Source organism: Salinicola sp. LHM (assembly GCF_034479735.1).
Classification (GTDB): Bacteria; Pseudomonadota; Gammaproteobacteria; order Pseudomonadales; family Halomonadaceae; genus Salinicola; species Salinicola salarius.
In genome coordinates this window covers 2,421,213-2,441,215 of record NZ_CP140261.1, presented here as the reverse complement: position 1 = coordinate 2,441,215, position 20,003 = coordinate 2,421,213, and the positions used below count along the sequence as shown (strand labels likewise).

14 protein-coding genes and 1 tRNA gene are annotated in these 20,003 nt (G+C 63.7%); 9 read left to right on the top strand and 6 right to left on the bottom strand.

What is annotated here, in order from left to right; all coding sequences use genetic code 11:
• The first annotated feature begins 18 nt into the window (after positions 1 to 18).
• The 5 genes from R5R73_RS11290 (at position 19) to R5R73_RS11270 (ending at position 7,362) form a co-directional block, all read left to right on the top strand.
• Positions 19 to 1,011, top strand: a complete 993-nt coding sequence (locus R5R73_RS11290; protein ID WP_322527547.1) for a glycosyltransferase family 2 protein — start codon at positions 19 to 21, stop codon at positions 1,009 to 1,011.
• Positions 1,012 to 1,046: 35 nt separating this feature from the next.
• Entirely contained in the window at positions 1,047 to 2,894 is a 1,848-nt protein-coding gene (locus R5R73_RS11285) for a glycosyltransferase family 2 protein (protein WP_322527546.1), read from the top strand.
• A gap of 10 nt (positions 2,895 to 2,904) precedes the next feature.
• Complete coding sequence (locus R5R73_RS11280) at positions 2,905 to 5,220, top strand: glycosyltransferase family 2 protein (protein WP_322527545.1); 2,316 nt, start codon at positions 2,905 to 2,907, stop codon at positions 5,218 to 5,220.
• 45 nt (positions 5,221 to 5,265) lie between these two features.
• Complete coding sequence (locus tag R5R73_RS11275) at positions 5,266 to 6,294, top strand: glycosyltransferase (protein WP_071231558.1); 1,029 nt, start codon at positions 5,266 to 5,268, stop codon at positions 6,292 to 6,294.
• A 117-nt stretch (positions 6,295 to 6,411) separates the two neighbouring features.
• The gene (locus R5R73_RS11270; RefSeq protein WP_071231557.1) at positions 6,412 to 7,362 is read left to right on the top strand and encodes a glycosyltransferase family 2 protein; all 951 of its coding nucleotides are present in this window, start codon (positions 6,412 to 6,414) and stop codon (positions 7,360 to 7,362) included.
• A 136-nt stretch (positions 7,363 to 7,498) separates the two neighbouring features.
• Here the strand turns inward: R5R73_RS11270 and R5R73_RS11265 are convergent, their stop codons facing one another.
• From R5R73_RS11265 to R5R73_RS11255, 3 genes are all read right to left on the bottom strand, one after another.
• Positions 7,499 to 8,743 (bottom strand): capsule biosynthesis protein CapA, encoded by a 1,245-nt coding sequence (locus R5R73_RS11265; RefSeq protein ID WP_322527544.1) that lies wholly within the window; start codon positions 8,741 to 8,743, stop codon positions 7,499 to 7,501.
• Positions 8,744 to 9,062: 319 nt separating this feature from the next.
• On the bottom strand, positions 9,063 to 10,976 hold the full coding sequence (ligB, locus tag R5R73_RS11260; RefSeq protein ID WP_322527543.1) for an NAD-dependent DNA ligase LigB: 1,914 nt from the start codon (positions 10,974 to 10,976) through the stop codon (positions 9,063 to 9,065).
• 215 nt (positions 10,977 to 11,191) lie between these two features.
• Positions 11,192 to 13,324 (bottom strand): carboxy terminal-processing peptidase, encoded by a 2,133-nt coding sequence (locus R5R73_RS11255; RefSeq protein WP_322527542.1) that lies wholly within the window; start codon positions 13,322 to 13,324, stop codon positions 11,192 to 11,194.
• A 133-nt stretch (positions 13,325 to 13,457) separates the two neighbouring features.
• Here R5R73_RS11255 and R5R73_RS11250 point away from each other — a divergent pair, with 133 nt between their 5' ends.
• The 4 genes from R5R73_RS11250 (at position 13,458) to R5R73_RS11235 (ending at position 17,817) form a co-directional block, all read left to right on the top strand.
• On the top strand, positions 13,458 to 14,774 hold the full coding sequence (locus tag R5R73_RS11250) for a M18 family aminopeptidase (protein ID WP_322527541.1): 1,317 nt from the start codon (positions 13,458 to 13,460) through the stop codon (positions 14,772 to 14,774).
• A 97-nt stretch (positions 14,775 to 14,871) separates the two neighbouring features.
• Positions 14,872 to 15,873: an N-acetyltransferase DgcN gene (gene dgcN, locus R5R73_RS11245; protein ID WP_322527540.1), complete on the top strand. Its 1,002-nt coding sequence runs from the start codon at positions 14,872 to 14,874 to the stop codon at positions 15,871 to 15,873.
• On the top strand, positions 15,867 to 16,847 hold the full coding sequence (gene dgcA / locus R5R73_RS11240; protein WP_322527539.1) for an N-acetyl-D-Glu racemase DgcA: 981 nt from the start codon (positions 15,867 to 15,869) through the stop codon (positions 16,845 to 16,847). Before dgcN ends, dgcA begins: the two co-directional genes overlap by 7 nt.
• A gap of 106 nt (positions 16,848 to 16,953) precedes the next feature.
• Positions 16,954 to 17,817 (top strand): D-amino-acid transaminase, encoded by an 864-nt coding sequence (locus R5R73_RS11235; RefSeq protein WP_322527538.1) that lies wholly within the window; start codon positions 16,954 to 16,956, stop codon positions 17,815 to 17,817.
• 121 nt (positions 17,818 to 17,938) lie between these two features.
• On the opposite strand, the gene R5R73_RS11230 is transcribed toward R5R73_RS11235, so the two are convergent.
• From R5R73_RS11230 to pth, 3 genes are all read right to left on the bottom strand, one after another.
• Positions 17,939 to 18,015, bottom strand: a tRNA-Met gene (locus tag R5R73_RS11230).
• A gap of 117 nt (positions 18,016 to 18,132) precedes the next feature.
• Positions 18,133 to 19,224: a redox-regulated ATPase YchF gene (gene ychF, locus R5R73_RS11225; protein WP_071233146.1), complete on the bottom strand. Its 1,092-nt coding sequence runs from the start codon at positions 19,222 to 19,224 to the stop codon at positions 18,133 to 18,135.
• A gap of 181 nt (positions 19,225 to 19,405) precedes the next feature.
• Positions 19,406 to 19,990 carry an aminoacyl-tRNA hydrolase gene (gene pth, locus R5R73_RS11220; RefSeq protein ID WP_110630721.1) on the bottom strand — a complete coding sequence of 195 codons (585 nt, stop codon included), beginning with the start codon at positions 19,988 to 19,990 and terminating at the stop codon, positions 19,406 to 19,408.
• Positions 19,991 to 20,003: the final 13 nt, after the last annotated feature.

Below are 20,003 nucleotides of genomic sequence, written 5' to 3'. Positions count from 1 at the left end.
GCGGTTGAGGGGGAGAGCGTGACAGTCGATTCAAAGCGCGCGGATTCTCGTTCCACGCAGGACATCTGTTTCACCGCCCTCACCATGGTGCGCGGCGAGAGCGATATCGTGTGGTCGTCGCTGCTTCACCATGCGCGGCTGGGGTTCCAGCGCCTGATCGTGATCAGTTATCTGGAACATGACTTCCTGCGTCAGTGCATCGACAAGTTGCGTCGCGATTTCCCCGCGGTGGAAATCGACCTTGTCGAGCTCGAAAGCCAGGGGCACTTCGGGCGGCGCAAGGCTTTCTACGTCAATCGGGCGCTGTCGCTGTTCATCGACCCCAAGAAGGAGAACTACGTCTACTGCTTCGATGCCGACGAGTTCCTGTCGTTGGGAAGTCATGCCTCGATCGGCGACTTCTTCGCCGCCTTCCTGGCCGGCCTGCCCGCCGGTGCGCGAGAGGGCGCGGTCGGGGAGTGCTTTGCGCTGCCGTGGCTGAACCTGATCCCCCAACGCCGCCACTACGCGGAGCGGGATCTGAGCGGGCAGTTTCTCGACGGGGACTATCTCTGCGTCGATACCCGCCAGAACAGCCGCCACAAGGTGCTGTTCCGCAAGCGTTCCGGTACGCGGGTTCACATGGCCTATCACCAGGCTTTCGCCGGCGAGAAGGACGTTCCGGTACTGCCGGATCCCGAGACGCTGAAGTTCGTCGAGGCCAGCGGGGCGTGCGTCTATCACGTGCCGTTGCGCAGCCCGGATCAGTTCCGGGCGCGCCTGGAAGGGCCCATGCGGCGCGTGATGATCCAGACCGGCTCGGGCCAGTCTCCCGCCCATGCCGAATTGCCTTTCGATATTGCCGATGCGCTGTTTTCGGCGTGTACCGCCAGCCAGCCAAGATTCGCAAGTCTCGCCGAAGCTGCAGATGTCTTCGGTGAAGCCATTACCGATAGAAAGATTCGGGCCATCACTCGATTCATTTACCGCCATCGAGTGGACGTCGGCCCGGTCCTGAGCTCGGCGAAATAGCCGCCGAGTTCGTGTTGCCTGGGAAACTTACGCCGATGATTTCACGTACTACTGCCAATCAAGCCCGTTATCGCTTTGCCATCGTCGCCATCGTCAAGAACGAACGGCCCTATCTGGCCGAGTGGATCGCCTATCACCGCCTGATCGGCTTCGAGCATTTCTACATTGCCGACCATGGCAGTACCGATGGTACCGATCTGCTGCTGGCGAAGTGGCAACGCCAGGGGCTGGTCACCGCGCGGCAGTGGGAGCCCGAGGAGCGGGCGCAGACGCTGTGGTACCAGCATGTGCTGGAGCATCACGGGCAGGAAGCCACCTATATGGCGTTCCTGGATGTCGACGAATTCCTGGTGCACCCGAACTGTGATCGTCCGCTGGAATGGCTGGCGCCGACCCTGGCCTCCCATGACGTGGGTGCCGTGGCGATCAACTGGCGGATCTTCGGTTCGTCGGGCATGCGCTTTCGCCAACCCGGCGGTGTCCTGGAGCGCTTCAGCCTGGCGAGCGACAACGAGCGCGTCGTCAATTGTCACGTGAAGTCGATCGTCAAGCCGTCGCTGGTGCTGTCGATGACCGCGCATACGGCGGAGCTCAAGCCCGGCTACCGCTATCTCACCGCCAACGGTCAGCAGGCGGATTTCCTGGAAGGCAAGGTGAAATCCGGCCGTACCGAGCGCGTGGTCGATACCCCGCTGAAGATCTACCACTACAACATCAAATCCTACGAAGAATTCGTGGATACCAAGATGACGCGCGGGCGCGCCAACATGGGGCCGGCGCACTCCCGCGATCTGGATTATTTCCACAACCACGACATGAACGAGGTGAGCGTCAGCTTCTCGTCCGAGCTGTTGAGTCGGGTGCGTCAGGCCAGCTGTGAGCTGCTGCCGGAAATGGCCACACCGCGGCGCCAGCCTTGCTTCTTCGTCCACATTCCCAAGACCGCGGGAACCAGTTTCCGGCTGGGGGCCAGGGCGCATCTCGGCGAGGGCCAGGTCTGGCACGACTACGGCGAAAACCAGCGCGAAACCGCTCCCATGGTGGTGCGCTGGGCCTACGAGCGGCGCGACGTCTGGCGGCTCTGGCAGATTCTCTCCGAACAGAATGTACAGCTGCTGGGTGGGCACGTTCGGCTGGATAAATATGCCCATCTGGCAGGGCTGCGCTACTGCTTTTCGTTCGTGCGCGACCCCTTGCAGCGGCTGGCGTCCGAATACCACCACTTCGTGCGCCACCACGGCTACCAGGATTCATTCTCGGCGTTCTACCGGCGCCACGACATGATCAACCGCCAGAGTCGCTTTCTGGAGTCGACGCGGCTCGAGGCGCTGGGATTCGTCGGGTTGACGGAACGGTACGCGGAATCGCTGGCGATCCTGAACGATCTCTACGGCTGGCAGATACCGGGCATGGCCGAAAACCTGGGTCACGCCTCCGTCGATCACGTCTACGACATCGATCCGGCCGACGAGCTGGCCTTGCGAGAGCTGAACGCGGAGGACTTCCAGCTCTATCGGGAGAGCCGGCGTCTCTTCGAGCTGCGGCTGGGGCTTTTCCAGCAGGGTCGGCCGTTCGTGCATGGGGCGATTCAGCAGTGCGTGGCCGACAAGGTGGTGGGGTGGGCGTGGTGGGCCACCGATGACAGCCCGGTCGAGATCGAGGTCTGGGTCAACGATCGCAAGGTCGGCCGCACGCTGGCCAATGCGCTGCGCCCCGGCATGCTGCGCTGGGGCGCGCCACGGGGCTCCTACGTGGGTTTCCATCTGCCGCTGGAAGCCGTGCCCGGCGACATCGTCGACTGCCGCGTGACCCTGACCCAGCAGTCCCTGGGGCGGCACCGCGTGCATCGAACCGCTTCCCTTCAGCCCGTGCTGGAAACTTGAGGGACACGCCATGCAGACTTCTCTGTCGCCGGTACCGGACGCCAAGCACTGGATGTTCTGGCGCGGCCTGAATCGCACCACGCGGATCGTCTGTCACCCGCGCCTGAAGCCGCTCTACCATCTCGAGCGGCTGACGCAGGAAGAAGCGGACGAGGCTCGCCAGTATGTCTGGCGTTCGACGGGCAACGACCCCCAGTTCGCCTGGAAGCGCCATTTGCCGGTGCCCGGCTGGAACATGCTCGAAGTCACGATTCGGCATGACCAGCCGAGCGGGGCGGCGCGGTTGTACGTCGATACGGGGCGGGGCTTCAACGAGGCGGAGAGTTTCTACCTGACGCTCAAGCCGGGGCGGACCGCCAAGCGGCTCTGTTACATCGGTGCGGGTGTCCGGGCGATTCGGTTCGATCCGCTGGAAACCGAAGGGTGCTTCGCCGTCGAGCATCTGAGGCTGGTCTGGCTGAGCCCGTGGTTTGCCTACGACCGCCTGGCCCAACGCCTGGCCAATCTGCACGGCCAGTGGCTCGAGACTCCCAAGACCGACATTCTGCCGCAACTGAAGCAGCATGCCAGAGAGCAGAACGTCCATTGGCGAGCGCTTGCCCTCCGGCAGTACGAGGAGACGTTCGTTCGACTGTGTCCGCGCAAGAGCTATCGACAGTGGCTGGTACAGCAGCCCATGCTGTCCGCCGATCGGATAGCGCACCAGCTGGCGGCATTTTCCTATCGGCCGCTGATCTCGATCCTGCTGCCGACGTATGACCCGGCGCCCGAAGACCTCGAGCGTTGTATCGAATCGGTCCTGGCGCAGCGCTACCCGCACTGGCAGCTGTGTATCGCCGACGATGCCTCCACCGACTCGCGGGTTCGGGAGACGCTGTCCCGTTACGCCGAGCGGGATTCGCGCATCGAGGTGGTGTTTCGCCCGACCAATGGTCATATCTGTGCGGCGAGCAACAGTGCGCTGGCGCGGGCCCGGGGCGAGTACGTGGCCCTGCTGGATCACGATGACCGGCTGGTGCCGGAGGCGCTCTATCACGTCGTCGAGGCGCTGCAGGAGCAGCCGCAGGCGGAGCTGCTCTACAGCGACGAGGACAAGGTCGACGGGTTCGGCGAGCGTTACGACCCCCACTTCAAGCCGGCCTGGAACCCGGATCTGTTGCTGGGCCAGAACTATATCTCCCATCTCGGCGTTTATCGGACGTCGAGAGTGCGGGCCATCGGCGGTTTCCGCCAGGGCTTCGAGGGCAGCCAGGATCACGACCTGACCCTGCGATTCTGCACCGGGCTCGCGGTGGATCGAATCGTCAGGATCCCCAGGGTGCTTTATCACTGGCACGCCGGCCAGGGCTCGACGGCAGCCGCGGCCGTGGAGAAGCGCTATACCGCCGGCGCCGGTCTGCGTGCGGTGCAGGATCATCTGGACCGGCATACCGCGGGGGCGCGCGCCGAGCCGGGCAAGTATCCCAATACTTATCGGATTCGCTGGCCGCTTCCCGACCCGGCGCCGCTGGTGAGTCTGCTCATTCCGACGCGCGACCAGGTGTCGATCCTGCGGCCTTGTGTCGAGGCACTGCTCGAACGCACACGCTATTCGCGGCTGGAAGTGCTGATTCTCGACAACGGCTCCACCTGCCGCGAGACCCTGGCCTTCCTGGGCGAGATCGCCAGGGATGCGCGAGTTCGCGTGCTGCAGTGGCCATACCCGTTCAACTACTCGGCGATCAACAATTTCGGCGTTCGCCACGCGCGGGGCGACATCCTGGGGCTGATCAACAACGATATCGAGCCGATCAACGAGGAGTGGCTGGAGGAGATGGTGAGCCAGGCCTGTCGCGAGGAGATCGGCTGTGTCGGCGCCAAGCTCTACTACCCCGACGGCACCGTCCAGCACGGTGGGGTGCTGCTGGGGGTGGGTGGCGTCGCGGGTCATGCGCACAAGTATTTCTCGCGCCACGAACCCGGTTATTTCAGCCGGCTGCATCTCGCCCAGAACTTCTCCGCCGTGACCGCGGCGTGTCTGGTGGTGCGCAAGTCGCTGTTCGATGCCGTCGGCGGGCTGGACGAAGAGAACCTGGCGGTCGCGTTCAACGACGTCGATTTCTGCCTCAAGGTGCGGGAAGCGGGATACCGCAATCTGTGGACACCGTTTGCCGAGCTCTACCACCACGAGTCCGTTTCCCGCGGCGCCGACGACACCAGTACCAAGCGCCTGCGAGCGACCCGAGAGGCGGATTACATGCGCCGCCGGTGGCACCATCGGCTGTTCGACGATCCGGCGTATCACCCCAGCCTGACACTGACTTACGAGGACTTTTCGCTACGTTGAGTCGTCGCGAAAGGAATGACAATCCAGCCTACGAGGGGACTGATCATGAACTATCCGCGCTGGGTGGTTTTGAGTGATGGAACCTGCCCGACCGAAGATATCTACTTCCTGAAATCGGTGGCACCGTGGCTGCAATCACGTGGCATCGAGGTCAAGCGTATCGACACCAGCTACTGGCGGCTGCCGGTCATGTGCATGCCGTGGCTGGTGGGCGAGCTGCGCAATGCCCATATCCTCGTCTGCCGATCGCTCAACGGCGCCTGGATCTCGTGGCTGGAAGACAACCGGCACCGCGTGGCCACCATTCGCTATCTGATCGACGACGATATCGATGCCGCCGCGCTGGACGAAAAGCTGCCGGAAACCTACCGGCGGCGCATGGCGCACGTGTCGTCCCACGTGCAGCCGCGCCTGCTGGCGATCGCCGACGAAGTGATCGCCTGCTGCGAGCCGTTGGCGAAGCACTTCAGCCGGCGCCACGATTCGGTCTCGCTGCTGGCGCCATCGCTGATCGCGCCGATGCCCACCCACGATCATTTCATCCAGTCGGCGCCGCGCGTCGGGTTCCATGGCTCGCGTGCCCACCTGGCCGATCTCGAGAACATCACGCCGGCCCTGGTCGATATTCACGAACGCAACAAGGCGTTGATGTTCGAGATCATGCTGGGAGGCTTTTCGCCGGTCTCGCTGCGGGGGCTGCAGCGGGTACGCACTCCCAAGCCGCTCGGCTGGCGGGCCTTCCAGCGCTATCGCGACCGGCAGCGCATGCATATCAGTCTGACGCCGATGCGCGATACCCCGTTCAACGCCGGCAAGACCTACATCAAGTTTCTGGATAACGCCGCGATGGGCAGCGTGGGGCTCTACAGCGCCCGCTCGCCCTATCGCGAAATCGTCTCGCAAGGCGAAGACGGCTTGCTGGTCGAGGATACCCCCGAGGCCTGGCGTTCGGCGATGCAGCAGTTGATCGACGATCCGGTCGGGGCGCGACGCATGGCACAGAATGCAGCCCGCAAGGCGCTCGATATCGGCAATCCGGAGAAGGCCAGAGCCTTCTGGTGGGTGAGACGCTGACGCTGCGTTGCGAGGCAGAAATTACCGGCCCGATCCGTTCGGATGATGACGGCAAGCGTTCCGATCTGCGTTGCCTCCGGGCGACGAGAACCTTTGACATTGACAGGAAACTTCACGATGAAACTTGAATTTACCGCCATCACGATGGTTCGGGGAGAAGAAGACGTCGTCTTCGCTTCCTGCCTGCACCACCTGCGACTGGGATTCGACCGGCTCATCGTGCTTAGCCATATCGAGCATGATTTTCTCCGGGAGTGTGTTGCCGAGCTGCGAGAACGCTACCCGGAAAAGGAGGTCGCCTTCGTCGAGATCGAGGACGAGCAGGGCTTCTCCAGGCGCAAGGCGGACTACATCAACGGCGCGCTGGAACTCTATCTGAAGAAGGATTGCTACAACGTCGTCTACGGCTTCGATGCAGACGAGTTCCTGACCTTCAAGAAGGGCCTGACGGTCAAGGATTTCTACGCGGCGTTCGCGCAGCGTTTTCCGGGCGAGGAGAACCTCAAGCGCTTCTACTTCCGGCTGCCATGGATCAACGTGATCTGTCAGGAATCCATTGCCTATCAGGAAGATCTCGAGGGCAAGCTGCTGGAAGCCGAGTACTGGTCGCTGGGCGAACAGGCTTCCGATACCAAGGCGCTGTTCGTCTATCGCCAGTCTCACCGGCTCCACATGGGCTATCACTGGCTGATGGCGAAACAGGATGGCGCGGTGCTGGAGCCCGAGCCCGAGATCATGGATTTCGCCCGAGAGTGGGAGGCCTGCATCTACCACTTGCCGCTGCGCAGCGTGGAGCAGTTCTTCGCCCGGATCGGCAACTACGTTTCCAGCGCCGCGAAGCAGGAGAAGCACAACCGTCTGAGCCAGTTCTTCATCGATAACCCGCACATCAACCGGCAGCATTTCTTCGAGATGTGCATCGCCCCGGAACCGAGCTATCCGAGTTACGAGGCGCTCAAGCAGGACATGGGGCCGGCCATCGAGGAGATGGTATTGATGGCGTTCACTAAGTTGATGGTGAAGCCCCGCATCGATATCGGACGGGCGTTGTTGCCGGCCAATCAGTAGATCGGACTCTCGACGGGAAAGCGCAGCGGCCAGGTGGCATTCACCTGGCCGCTTGCCGTTTCAGGCCCTTGCGATCGAGCCTGGCCTGAGGCCATCGGGTGCAGCAATGCCGCTCGCGCCGAAACGGCAACAGGCGCTAGGAGGCGACCGGGAGGCGGGAATCCCAGAGTAGGCGCTCGATGGGCGAGACGTTCTCGGTCAGGTGGGATACCGCGTTGATCACCGCCAGATCGATACCTTCGCGGCTGAAGAAGCCCCCGTTGATCTGGGTCGCGTGAATGACGACCCTGGCAAAACTTCGGAACAGCCGCTTGTCCGGACCGATCGGATGACGCCAGAAGTCGTCGAGCGAGCTGGGCGAGGTGAGCCCGGGCATGCGGTAGATGGCATTGCCGAGCGCGAGCGTGGGGCATTCGCTTTCGAGCGCCATGAGCCCCTCGCTGCCGTTGATCGTCACCAGGCCTGAGGCGTGATCGATCAGCGTGCTCAGGTTGCCGCCGGGCAGGAAGACCAGGCGATCGCCGATATCGGTTTCCACGGCCAGCTTGCGCAGGCGGCGCCGGTGGCTGGGCATGTCGTCGGCCGGGCCGACGATCGCCAGACGTGTACGCTCCGGGGAAAAGCGGGCAAAGGAATCGACGACTTGCTCCACGGCTTGCCACCCGCCGGCGTAGGACGAATGGAAGCGAATCCGACGGTCATCGTCGGGCTGCAGCGGGAAGAGATAGAACGGTCGACCGTCATCGAGCAGCGCCCGGCAATGGCTGGCGGCCTGACGCCGGCCGAGAAGCCGTCTCGTGCCTCCGCGGTAGCTCACGTCCCGGGGCAGTTCGGCTTGGCCGCGGGTGTGCCAGAACATCAACGGGTTGGCGAGCTGTGCCAGACGATAGCCGGCATCATGGACGGCGCGCATGGCAAACGGCTGCGGGAAGGGGCGGGGCGGCAAGGCCCGGGGGAGGGTCGGGCCGACGCTGTGATACCACTCCGGGTCCTTCGGCAGCAGCGAATGGCCATGGGCGCCTTCACGTTCCAGCGTGACCCAGTAGGGCTGGAAGTAGCCCGACTCCAGGACATGATTGCGTATGCCGCGCCGGCGTGCCGCGGGCATCACCGCCTTGTGGGCGGGGCGGCAGTCGTCGAAGGCGATCTGGTCGGTAATGTCGTGGCGTCGCCATAGATCGGTGACGAATTCCCCCAGCATGGGCCAGGGATCTCGAAAGGTCTCCGTCGACTTGCCATGCCACCCGGCCTGGTCGCCGGTGCTGAAGTTGACCTTGACGACCTTGTGGCCATCGTCACTGAGCCGCTGCCCGAGCTGATGGAAAAACGGGGAGCGGGGCCCTTGAAGGAACAGGAAGGCTCGCCTCGCCGGAAACATCATGTCGATCCCTGTCTGTGTCGGACGCTTTGGCGACTCTGCGATGATGCGGGAATCGGCCGTCGTCGACATCGTGGTTGGGAATATGCCTTCAGGATGCATCCGGGAGAGGAATCACGGGCATTGGTGGCGTCGACCCGCCGGTCGGAGGCGTACTGCCGACGGCGTGCCGGTGGCGCCGCCCGGCTCCGGAAGATGCAGGCACGTCTCGACTGTAGCGCGGCCTGGCTTGCCTGCCATGCCGCGTTTTCGTGAATCGGGCGGTGGTTTACATCGTATTGGAAAGATGAGGCTTCTCAGCCCGTCAAGGTCGTCTGGCAAGTCAAGGCCGTCTGGCAGGAGAAGTTGACGGCGAGGTTGACGATGGCGCTGACGACGGGGTTGACGGCGAGACTGATGAAGACGGCGGCAGGGAGGCCAGCAGGGCGCCGATGGTCGGATCGTGGAAGAACGCTACCAGTTGCGTACTGCGAGTGGCGCCGATGCCGGCGTACGTCTGCCAGCCCTGTTCGGAACGATCTCGCAAGGCGGCGAGTGGCGCTGCCAAGGCGGCTCGACGCACTTCATCCGGTATCGACGGCAGGCCGAGGGCGATGAGCCATCGCGTCCGATCCCTCCTTTCGGCGGCATGGAAGGCACCGAGCCACTGCCGGGCGCGGGCTTCCCCGACGCCAGGCAGCGTTTGCAGCTGTGCGATATTCAACTGCCGCCAATCCAGCAGGCCATCGACCAGGCCGGCATCGACCAGCGCAGCCCAACTGGCAGGGCCGATGCCGCTCATGTCCAGGCCATCCTCGCTGCCGAGCCACGCCAGGCGGGCCAGAAACTGTTCGCGACAGCCGGGCGTCAATGTCAGGCAGGAGAGCGCATCGTAGCGTTCGGCATCGGGAAGCGTCAGCGCCTGGCGCGGCGTTGCGGGGATGACCACGCGTTCGATCTGGGGAATGGTCGCGCCAGCGAGGGAGAGCGATACCTGATCGCCGGGGCGAACGTCCAGTTCCTGCCAATGCGTCAGCGATCCCAGGCTCACCGAACTGACTTCCCGGTCGTCGAGCAGGACGGGATCGAGCCGGGCGACGGGCGTCAGGCGCCCGGTGCGGCCGACCGAAACATCGATCGCTTCGACCACGGCCAGCGTCTGCGCCGCCGGGTATTTCCAGGCGATGGCCCAGCTCGGCGGCTCTGCCTGCCAGCGCGACCCGGGAGGCCGGCTGCTGCGCTTGATGACGACACCATCGGAGGCGAACGGCAGCGGGGCGTGATACCAGCGGTCGCGCCACTGCACGATTTCCGATAGCTGCGAGACCGTTCGGGTGTATCTGGCCGTGTTGCCAAAGCCGAGATCTGTCAGTCGCTGGAGCCGACGTTCGCCGCTGGCAGGGCCATCCGGCCAGGCCCAGGCAAAGAAGCCGATGTCGCGAGCCGCCTCCGCGGACAGCGCTTGTCGGTTCAGTAGCCCGGCCACCTCGGAGCGCGCGGAGACGCCGCCATCCCGGGCCTGCACATGATCGGGGAGACGCAGGTAGAGCTCCCCCTGCAAGGTTACCGGTTCGTCGGTCGGCAGATGCTGGGGAAGGCTCTCGATCTGCCTGGCCTGACGCGTCCAGTCCTGGCCCTTTTCTCCGTTGCCGCGACTGATGGCGGTCTCGAGCTGGCCGTTCCGGTACACGAGCGTCACGGCGACGCCATCCACCTTGGGCTGGATCCATAGCGTCTGGTCCGACTGTCTGGCGAGCCATTCGCCGACGGCCTGGCGATCGGGCAGCTTGTCGAGTCCGGTCTGGGCGAAGGGATGTTCGAGCTCGTCCCGCGGGGAAGCCGGCGTAGGCTGGCGGGATGGCTCGGCGGCAGGATCGAGACCGAGGGGTTTGAGATCGAGGGGTTTAAGACAGTCTCGCCAGCGTTGCCAGCGGCGTTTGGCTTCGTCGTAGACGCCATCGTCAACGAGACGCTCGCCACGCTGATAATACGCCTCGTCCCATGCTTCGAGCTGCCGGGCCAGCGTGGTCAGGGCGTCTTGCTGCCGTGGTCGTGTCGCCCCCGGCGGGCATGATGGGTTTGCTGTGGTGGCGTGACGAGCCGTCTGGTCATCGTCGTCATGAATCGTGTCGGCCTGAACCGTGTCGTCATGAACCGTATCGGCCTGAATCGGGTCGTCATGAGCCGGGTCGGCCTGGGCAAGCCCGGCCAGCCCCAGCCAGACGAGGGCCGCGGCCCGGATCAATATCGCAATCATGGCATCGCTCTCTCGGGTCTTTTAAACGTACAACGACCGGCCGGCGATTTTCTGAATACCGAGAGTTCGGGTTTCGAACCATTAATGCCGTGAGTTGCCACGACCGATTGATCAAAAAAGCCCCGCGAATGTCTTCGCGAGGCTTCGGTCAGGCTGGAGATCGAGCGCCGGCAGCTACGGGTCGGCGTTCCGGCGACGGGCCGGAGCGCCGCCGATCATCCGTTGGACTTCAACTGAATGTAGTCCAGCAGGATCTGGGAGGTTTCCTGCAGTTCGGCGCGATCGGTCGGGTTGGCGTCTTCGGCATTGGCATCGTCCTTGCCGCTGCCGCTGCCGCTGCCGCTGCCGCTGTCGCTGCTCTGGTCGCTGGTGTCGGTCTGGTCGTTGCTTGACGTCTCGTCCTGTTCGCGGGCATCGGTCCAGTGATCGAGCGGTTCCATGCCCAGCGCCCTACGACGCTGGTTCTCGAGCGCCAGCTGCTCGGTCTCCTGGGCATCCATCTCGCGCTGACGCTGCTCCTTGTTGAGGCTGATGCTGGTCTGTTGATCGCGCAGCCGCTTGCTCAATTGGGCCTGCTTCTCCAGGTAGACGAAGTCCGGGTCGTTGGCGATGCGCTGCTCGTGGCGATCCTGCAGCGCTTCCAGGTAGCGCCACGGCTCACCGTAAAGACGATACTGCACCGGGCGGACGCGATCCCAGGGGAGGGCGTTGTCGAGGGCGCTTTCGCCGATCTCGTCGGGGTCGATCAGACTCGGGAACAGGATGTCCGGCTCGACACCGCGATGCTGCGTGCTTTCGCCGGAAATGCGATAGAACTTGGCGCGGGTCAGCTTGATCTGGCCGTGGCTCAGGTCGGTCAGTGTCTGGACGGTGCCCTTGCCGAACGTGCGGCTGCCGACCACCAGGCCGCGACCGTAATCCTGGATCGCGCCGGCGAAGATCTCCGAGGCGGAAGCGGAAAGCCGGTTGACCAGCACCGCCAGCGGACCTTCGTAGGCCACCCCGGCGTCGGTATCGCCGTAGAGATTGATGCGTCCGCCGGCATCGCGGACCTGTACGGTGGGGCCCCGGTCGATGAACAGGCCGATCATCGAGTTGGCTTCCTGGAGCGCGCCGCCGCCGTCATTGCGCAGATCGAGCACGATGCCTTCGACGTTCTGCGCCTTGAGCTTGTCGATCTCCTTGGCCACGTCCCGGGTGGTGCTGCGGTAGTCGGACTCGCCCGCCTGCCAGGCGTCGAAGTCGACGTAGAATGCCGGCACGGTGATGATGCCGATCTTGTGCGTCGTGCCGTCACGCTGGATCTCTTCCACCCGGCTATGGGCGGCCTGATCCTCGAGCTTGACGGTATCTCGCGTGATCCGGATGGTGTGCGTGCGGGTCACGTCGACGGCCTTGGCCGGGATGATGTCGAGTCGCACCGTCGAGCCTTTCGGGCCACGAATCAGGTCGACCACTTCATCGAGACGCATGCCGACCACGTTGACCATGTCGCCGTCTTCGTTCTGGCCGACGGCAACAATGCGATCCGCCGGTTGCAGTGCCCCGGCCTTGTCGGCGGGGCCGCCGGGTACCAGGCTCGATACCTTGACGTACTCGCCGTCGCTCTGCAGCAGCGCGCCGATCCCTTCCAGCGAGAGGCGCATCTGGATATCGAAGGATTCGCTCTGCTGCGGGGAAAAGTATTCGGTATGCGGGTCGATCGTGCCGGTGACCGCTGCCATCAACAGCACGAGCACGTCTTCGGCGTTGGTCTGGCGCACGCGATTGAGCTGATTGGCGTAGCGGTCGTGGAGCGTCTTCTGGATCTCCTCGGGAGATTGGTCGCTCAAGAAAAGCGTCAGGGCGGCGTTCTCCAGCCGTTTGTTCCAGAGCTCGTCGAGCGCTCCCTCGCTGCCCGCCCAAGGAGAGTCTTCCCGGTCGAGCGCCAGGCGCTCGTTGCTGGTGTAGGCGTAGTCGACGCCTTGATCGACCTTGTCTACCAGCCACTGGAGCCGGGCTTCCACGCGATCCTGATAGTGTGAATAGAATGCATAGACGCGGTCCAGAGCACCGGACTTGACGGCATCATCGAGTGACGTTTCCAGGTCGCTGAAATTGTCGACGTCTCGTTGCAGCAGATAAGCGCGCTGATCGTCCAGCACGTCCAGCAGACGTTGAAAGGCTCGCTTCGACCAATCGTCGTCGAGATCGACGTCGGCGTAGTGGCCATATTGCAGTGACTCGGCGACCTCGCTTGCCGCCTGACGCTGATCGTCCGTTGGGGTGGGACCGGCTAGCACCGTGACGCTCCATGCCAGCAATAGCAAACACATGGCCGCGTACCGAGCGGCGGCAGTCAGGGTCATCAATGAAGCACTCCCGGTTTCCTGTACACTCTCTATTCCCTAGAAGACCACCGGATCCATGAATCTTTTTCAGGTCCGGGACCCATTGTAGCAGTCAGTCCGCGTGACTACAGACCGACATCCGAGGAAACCCATGTCAGAACACGCCGCCGACAAGGCTCTCGAAGATCGCTTGCTCGATTTCCTCCAGCGCTCGCCTTCTCCCTGGCACGCCACCGCCAACCTCGTGACACGGCTGGAGGCGGCAGGATATCGGCCCCTCAAGGAAACTGACAGCTGGAAGTTAACACGAGGCGACAAATATTACGTGACGCGTAACGATAGTGCCTTGATCGCGTTCCAGTTGCCGGCTTCGCCGCTCGAGGCGATGCGCATGGTCGGCGCTCATACGGATAGCCCGGCGCTGCGGCTCAAGCCGCAACCGGCGATCGTCAACAAGGGCTGGCTGCAGTTGGGTGTCCAGGTCTATGGCGGTGCGTTGCTGTCGCCGTGGTTCGATCGCGACCTGGGGATCGCCGGTCGGGTTCACGTTCGCCGAACCGATGGCCGTCTGCAAGGGGTTTTGCTCAATATGGGTGAGCCAGTGGCGATCATCCCCAGCCTGGCGATCCATATGGATCGCGAAGCCAACAACGGTCGTGTCCTTAATGCGCAGACGCAGATGGCACCGCTGCTGATGCAGGGCGGCGATGCGCCGGATTTCGATCACCTGCTCAAACAGTGGATCGAGCGCGAGCACGCCATCGAGGTGGCGGACATCGTCGACTTCGAGCTGGGCTTCTACGACGTCCAGCCGCCGGCTCGGGTCGGCATCAACAGGGAAATGATCGCCAGCGCGCGACTCGACAACCTGCTTTCCTGCTTCATCGGTGTCGAAGCGCTGTTGGCTGCCGATGGCCAGCAGGGCGCGCTGTTCGTGGCCAATGATCATGAGGAAGTCGGCAGTGCCAGTGCCTGTGGCGCCCAGGGGCCGTTTCTGGCCGACGTGCTGCGCCGCGTGAACGCGGCACTCGGCGAGCCCGGCGACGAAGGGTTCGTACGGTTGATCCAGCGCTCCCTGATGATCTCCTGCGACAACGCCCACGCCGTGCACCCCAACTTCGCCGACAAGCACGACGCCAATCATGGGCCGTCGCTCAACGCCGGGCCGGTGATCAAGGTCAACGCCAGCCAGCGTTACGCCACCAACAGCGCCACGGCGGCACTGTTCCAGGATATCTGCCGTGAAGCCGACGTGCCGGTGCAGCAGTTCGTGACCCGCGCGGACATGGGCTGCGGCAGCACCATCGGCCCGATCACCGCCACCGAGCTCGGCGTGCCGACCATCGACGTGGGCGTGCCGCAGTTCGGCATGCACTCGATTCGCGAGACGGCAGGCAGCCGTGATCCGGCGTACCTGATTCGGGCGCTGACCACGTTCTTCAATCGAGCCGACCTGATGACCGGTTGAGTCTCGTCAGTCAAACTGGCTGATGGCGGTGCAGGATGACGTTCGGTGCCGACCGTTTGCGGGTCGGCTCTTTTCACATTGAACGAGTAGTGATGACATGCTCAAGACTCCCTATTTGCTGTTCCTGGGCGACGTGCCCGATCCGCTGTCCGCCAAGGTCGCCCAGGGCATTCGCGACTGGCGCCCGGAGTATGCGCTGGGGCAGTACCGGTTACCCGGATGCCAGGCGGACATGAAACTGCCGGATCTCGATATCGACGCGGCCGTGGCGCAGGGTGCCAGGACGCTGGTGATCGGTGCGGCCAATCGCGGCGGGGTGATTTCCCGCAGTTGGATCGTGGTGCTCAAAGAGGCGCTGGCAGCCGGCATGGATATCGCTTCCGGGCTGCACAATCTGCTGCGTGACGAGCCGGAGCTGGTGGCGGCGGCGGAGAAGCATGGCGGGCGCCTGATCGACGTGCGCGTGCCGCAGGTCCAGTATCCGATTGGCGACGGCAAGAAGCGCCGTGGCAAGCGCTGTCTGGCCGTGGGTACCGACTGCTCCATCGGCAAGATGTACACGGCGCTGGCGCTGGACATCGCCCTGCGCGAGCGCGGCGCGAAGTCGAGTTTCCGTGCCACCGGCCAGACCGGGATTCTGATCACCGGCGAAGGCGTGCCGCTGGATGCCGTCATCGCCGATTTCATGGCGGGTTCGATCGAGTGGCTGACGCCGGACAACGACGACGATCACTGGGATATCATCGAAGGGCAGGGCAGTCTGTTCCACCCTTCCTATTCCGGCGTCACCATGGCATTGATCCACGGTGGCCAGCCGGACGCGCTGATTCTGTGTCATGAACCGACGCGCACGCATATGCGCGGGTTGCCGCACTATCAGCTGCCGACGCTCGAACAGCTACGCGATACGGCGCTGCCGCTGGCGCAGGTGGTGAACCCGGCGTGCCAGGTCGTCGGTGTCTCGGTCAATACCTCCGGCATGCCGGTCGATGAAGCAGACCGCTATCTGGAAGCACTCGAGGCGAGACTGGGATTACCGTGTGTCGACCCCTACCGCCAGGGTGCGGATCGGCTGGCGGAGGCGGTGCTGGCATGCTGAAGCTGAGCGTCGAGGAGCAGGTCTTTCCGCTCGCCGAAGTCTTCACCATCTCCCGCGGTTCACGCAGCGAGGCGCGAGTCGTGGTCGCGACGCTGAGCGATGGCGCTCATGCCGGCCGCGGTGAATGCGTGCCCTATGCCCACTACGGCGAGTCGGTCGATAGCGTCATCGCCCAGATCGAGTCGATGCGTGATGCGCTGGCGCAGGGCATGGATCGTCTCGAACTGCAGTCGCGACTGCCGGCCGGTGCGGCACGCAATGCGCTCGACTGCGCGTTCTGGGATATGGAAGCCAAGTCCGCTGGCAAGCCGGTGTGGAAACTCGCCGGTCTTGACGCGCCCAGGGCCGAGATCACCGCTTTCACGCTGTCGCTGGAGTCACCCGATGCCATGCGCGAGAAGGCCCGGCGCCACGCCGCTCGGCCGCTGCTCAAGCTGAAGCTGGGCGGCGAGGGGGATATCGAGCGCCTCGAGGCCGTTCGCGAGGGCGCACCCGAGGCACGGATCATCGTCGACGCCAACGAGGGCTGGGATCGCGACGCCTACGAACGTCTGGCGCCGACGCTGGTGTCGCTGGGAATCAGCATGGTCGAGCAGCCGCTGCCGGCGGGCCAGGATGCGCCGTTGGCGGAGATCGAGCGTCCGCTGCCGGTCTGCGCCGACGAGGCGTGTCATGACCGCACGTCGCTACCCGATCTGGTCGGCCGCTACGACATGATCAACATCAAGCTCGACAAGACAGGCGGCTTGACCGAAGCGCTGGCACTCAAGCGGGAAGCGCTGGCAAGCGGGTTCGAGATCATGGTCGGCTGCATGGTGGGGTCGTCGCTGTCGATGGCGCCGGCGCTGCTGGTGGCGCAGGGGGCGGCGGTGGTCGATCTCGATGGCCCGTTATTGCTGGCACAGGATCGCGAGCACGGCATGCGTTTCGATGCTGAAGGCATCCATCCGGCGACGTCGGCATTGTGGGGCTGAGCGATCGCTATCATGAACCAGGTTCTGTACCCCGGCGCGGATTCAGCGGAAGACGTAAACATGAAGGCGAACCTGAACGTGAAGACAGACATAGAGACGGCATGAGATGACACAGCGCACGGTCTACGTGAATGGCGACTACGTCGCGGAACAGGACGCCAAGGTATCGGTCTTCGATCGCGGCTTCCTGTTTGCCGATGGCGTCTACGAGGTTTGTTCGGTGCTGGAGGGCAAGCTGATCGATTTTTCCGGCCATATGCGGCGCTTGAAGCGCTCGGCGGGTGAACTCGAGATGGCGTTGCCGTGGGATGACGATGCGCTGCTGACGATCCATCGCGAATTGATCCGGCGCAACGCGCTCGAGGAGGGCATGGTCTACCTCCAGCTGACGCGAGGTAGCGCCGGTGATCGGGACTTCCACTATCCTGGCGCCGATACGCCGCCGACGCTGGTGCTGTTCACCCAGGCCAAGGCCCTCGTCGACAGCCGCAGTGGCCGCGAGGGCATTCGTGTCGCGACGCAACCCGACTGGCGCTGGACGCGACGCGACATCAAGACGGTGCAGCTGCTCTACCCCGTGATGGCCAAGATGGCGGCGACGGCGGCCGGTGCCGACGATGCCTGGATGGTCGAGGAGGGGCTGGTAACCGAAGGAGCATCGAACAACGCGTGGATGCTGACCCACGACGGAGCGCTGGTGACGCGAGAGCTCTCCCACGCCATTCTCCCCGGCATTACTCGTGCCGTCGTTCTGGAGCTCGCCCAGACGCTCTCGTTGCGTGTCGAGGAGCGGGCCTTCAGCGTCGAGGAGGCGCAGGGGGCCAGGGAGTGCTTTGTCACGTCGGCGTCGTCGTTCGTCACGCCGGTCATCGCGATCGACGATGTGCCGGTCGCCGGTGGCCGCCCCGGCGAGGTAGCGCGAAAGCTGCGTGAAGCCTACATCGAGGAGAGTCGCCGTCGCGCCGTCTGAATCGGGCGGCAGGCTGCGGGAATCGACAGCCTGCCGACCAGGCGGCAATGAGGAAAGCCGGCGTAAAGCCGATACGAAAAAGCCCGCCGATCATGAGAACGGCGGGCTTTTTCGTGATATCTGGTGGCTACGCCCTGATTCGAACAGGGGACCCCATCATTATGAGTGATGTGCTCTAACCAGCTGAGCTACGTAGCCTTCGAGGCAACCGTGTCGAAGTAACCAGAGTCGCCTGACAACGGTTGCGAATACTACCATAACTTGATGAAACGTCAACGCTTTCCGACATCGGAATCGGTTTTTCGGGCCGGTGCGTCAGACATTGAAGCGGAAGTGCATGACGTCGCCATCCTTCACGACGTAAGCCTTGCCTTCGAGACGCCACTTGCCGGCCTCCTTGGCGCCGTTCTCGCCACCCAGGGCGACGAAGTCCTCGTAGCTGACCACTTCGGCGCGGATGAAGCCCTTCTCGAAGTCGGTGTGAATCACGCCGGCCGCCTGCGGTGCGGTCGCGCCGACCTTGACGGTCCAGGCTCGCACTTCCTTCACCCCGGCGGTGAAATAGGTCTGCAGCCCCAGCAGGCCGTAGCCGGCACGAATGACGCGATCGAGACCGGGCTCTTCCATGCCCATCTCCTCAAGGAACATGGCGCGCTCTTCGTCCTCGAGCTCGGCGATCTCCGCTTCCAGTTTGTTGCAAACCGGCACGACCACCGCATTCTCCCTGGCGGCGATCTCGCGCACGACATCGAGGTGAGGGTTATTGTCGAACCCGTCCTCGTTAACGTTGGCGATGTACATTGTCGGCTTGAGCGTGAGGAAGCCGAAGCTGCGCAACTGCTGTTGTTCCTCGGCGTCGAGACCGAAGCTGCGCAGCGGCTGGCCTTCGGCCAGGTGCGGCTGGATACGATCCAGAATGGCCTTGGTGGCGATCGCCTCCTTGTCACCGCCCTTGACCACACGGGTCAGGCGCTGGATCGAGCGTTCGACGGCGTCGAGGTCGGCCAGGGCCAGCTCGAGATTGATGGTCTCGATATCGGCGGTGGGGTCGACCTGGTTGGCGACGTGGATGACGTTGTCGTCGTCGAAGCAGCGAACCACGTGGGCGATGGCGTCGGTTTCGCGGATGTTGGCGAGGAACTGGTTGCCCAGGCCTTCACCCTTGGAGGCGCCTTCGACCAGGCCGGCGATATCGACGAATTCCATCGTGGTCGGCACCACCTTTTCCGGCTTGACGATCTCGGCGAGCTTGTCGAGACGCGGGTCGGGCATCGGCACGATACCGGTATTGGGTTCGATGGTGCAGAACGGGAAGTTCTCGGCGTCGATGCCGGAGCGAGTCAATGCATTGAAGAGGGTCGACTTGCCAACGTTGGGCAGGCCGACGATGCCGCAATTGAAACCCATGGTGTATCCCTGAAACGGTGTGATCCTGAATTCGATTCGATCATGGCAGACGCGAACGAATAAGCACGAAAAAGTGAATGGCGGGCATTCTACGGGACGCGGTCGGCGGGGGCCAGACTCTTGCCGAGCTACGAGCTACGAGCTACGAGCTACGAGCTACGAGCTACGAGCTACGAGCGAATCAGGCGGGTTTGAAACTATGCAGACGATTCATCGCCTTGGCCCAATCTCCGGCGAGTACGTCAGGCAGGGTGGTGATGGTCTCGTCCAGCGAGTCGTCGATGGCCTGGCGTTCGGCCTTGCCGGGACGACCGAGGACATAGTTGGTGACGAGCTTGGCACTGCCGGGGTGGCCGATGCCGATACGCAAACGGTGGAAACCGTTGCTGTTGCCCAGGGCACTGATGATATCGCGCAGGCCGTTGTGGCCGCCGTGTCCGCCACCCGTCTTGTAACGGGCGCAGCCGGGCGCGATGTCGAGTTCGTCGTGAGCGACGAGGAGCTCGTCCGGCGCGATCTTGAAGAACTGGCACAGCGCAGCCACCGAGGCACCGCTGCGATTCATGAAAGTGGTGGGGTTGAGCAGATGAAGATCGTGCCCGCCCAGGCGGATCCTGGCATGAAGACCCAGAAACTTGCGTTCGGGACGCAGCGTTTCCGCTGCGTCCCGAGCGAGCTGTTCGACCAGCCAGGCACCGGCATTGTGACGGGTGTCTTCGTATTCCGGCCCCGGATTACCGAGACCGATGATCGCTTTCACTGTCATGCCGACTGCCTGT

Excerpts from the sequence above, each read along its gene's own strand:
- ychF (WP_071233146.1), bottom strand. The coding sequence starts at position 19,224 with ATGGGTTTCAATTGCGGCATCGTCGGCCTGCCCAACGTTGGCAAGTCG.
- R5R73_RS11285 (WP_322527546.1), top strand. The coding sequence starts at position 1,047 with ATGATTTCACGTACTACTGCCAATCAAGCCCGTTATCGCTTTGCCATC.
- R5R73_RS11255 (WP_322527542.1), bottom strand. The coding sequence starts at position 13,324 with ATGACCCTGACTGCCGCCGCTCGGTACGCGGCCATGTGTTTGCTATTG.
- dgcN (WP_322527540.1), top strand. The coding sequence starts at position 14,872 with ATGCTCAAGACTCCCTATTTGCTGTTCCTGGGCGACGTGCCCGATCCG.
- R5R73_RS11270 (WP_071231557.1), top strand. The coding sequence starts at position 6,412 with ATGAAACTTGAATTTACCGCCATCACGATGGTTCGGGGAGAAGAAGAC.
- R5R73_RS11280 (WP_322527545.1), top strand. The coding sequence starts at position 2,905 with ATGCAGACTTCTCTGTCGCCGGTACCGGACGCCAAGCACTGGATGTTC.
- pth (WP_110630721.1), bottom strand. The coding sequence starts at position 19,990 with ATGACAGTGAAAGCGATCATCGGTCTCGGTAATCCGGGGCCGGAATAC.
- R5R73_RS11275 (WP_071231558.1), top strand. The coding sequence starts at position 5,266 with ATGAACTATCCGCGCTGGGTGGTTTTGAGTGATGGAACCTGCCCGACC.
- R5R73_RS11250 (WP_322527541.1), top strand. The coding sequence starts at position 13,458 with ATGTCAGAACACGCCGCCGACAAGGCTCTCGAAGATCGCTTGCTCGAT.
- dgcA (WP_322527539.1), top strand. The coding sequence starts at position 15,867 with ATGCTGAAGCTGAGCGTCGAGGAGCAGGTCTTTCCGCTCGCCGAAGTC.
- R5R73_RS11235 (WP_322527538.1), top strand. The coding sequence starts at position 16,954 with ATGACACAGCGCACGGTCTACGTGAATGGCGACTACGTCGCGGAACAG.
- ligB (WP_322527543.1), bottom strand. The coding sequence starts at position 10,976 with ATGATTGCGATATTGATCCGGGCCGCGGCCCTCGTCTGGCTGGGGCTG.
- R5R73_RS11265 (WP_322527544.1), bottom strand. The coding sequence starts at position 8,743 with ATGATGTTTCCGGCGAGGCGAGCCTTCCTGTTCCTTCAAGGGCCCCGC.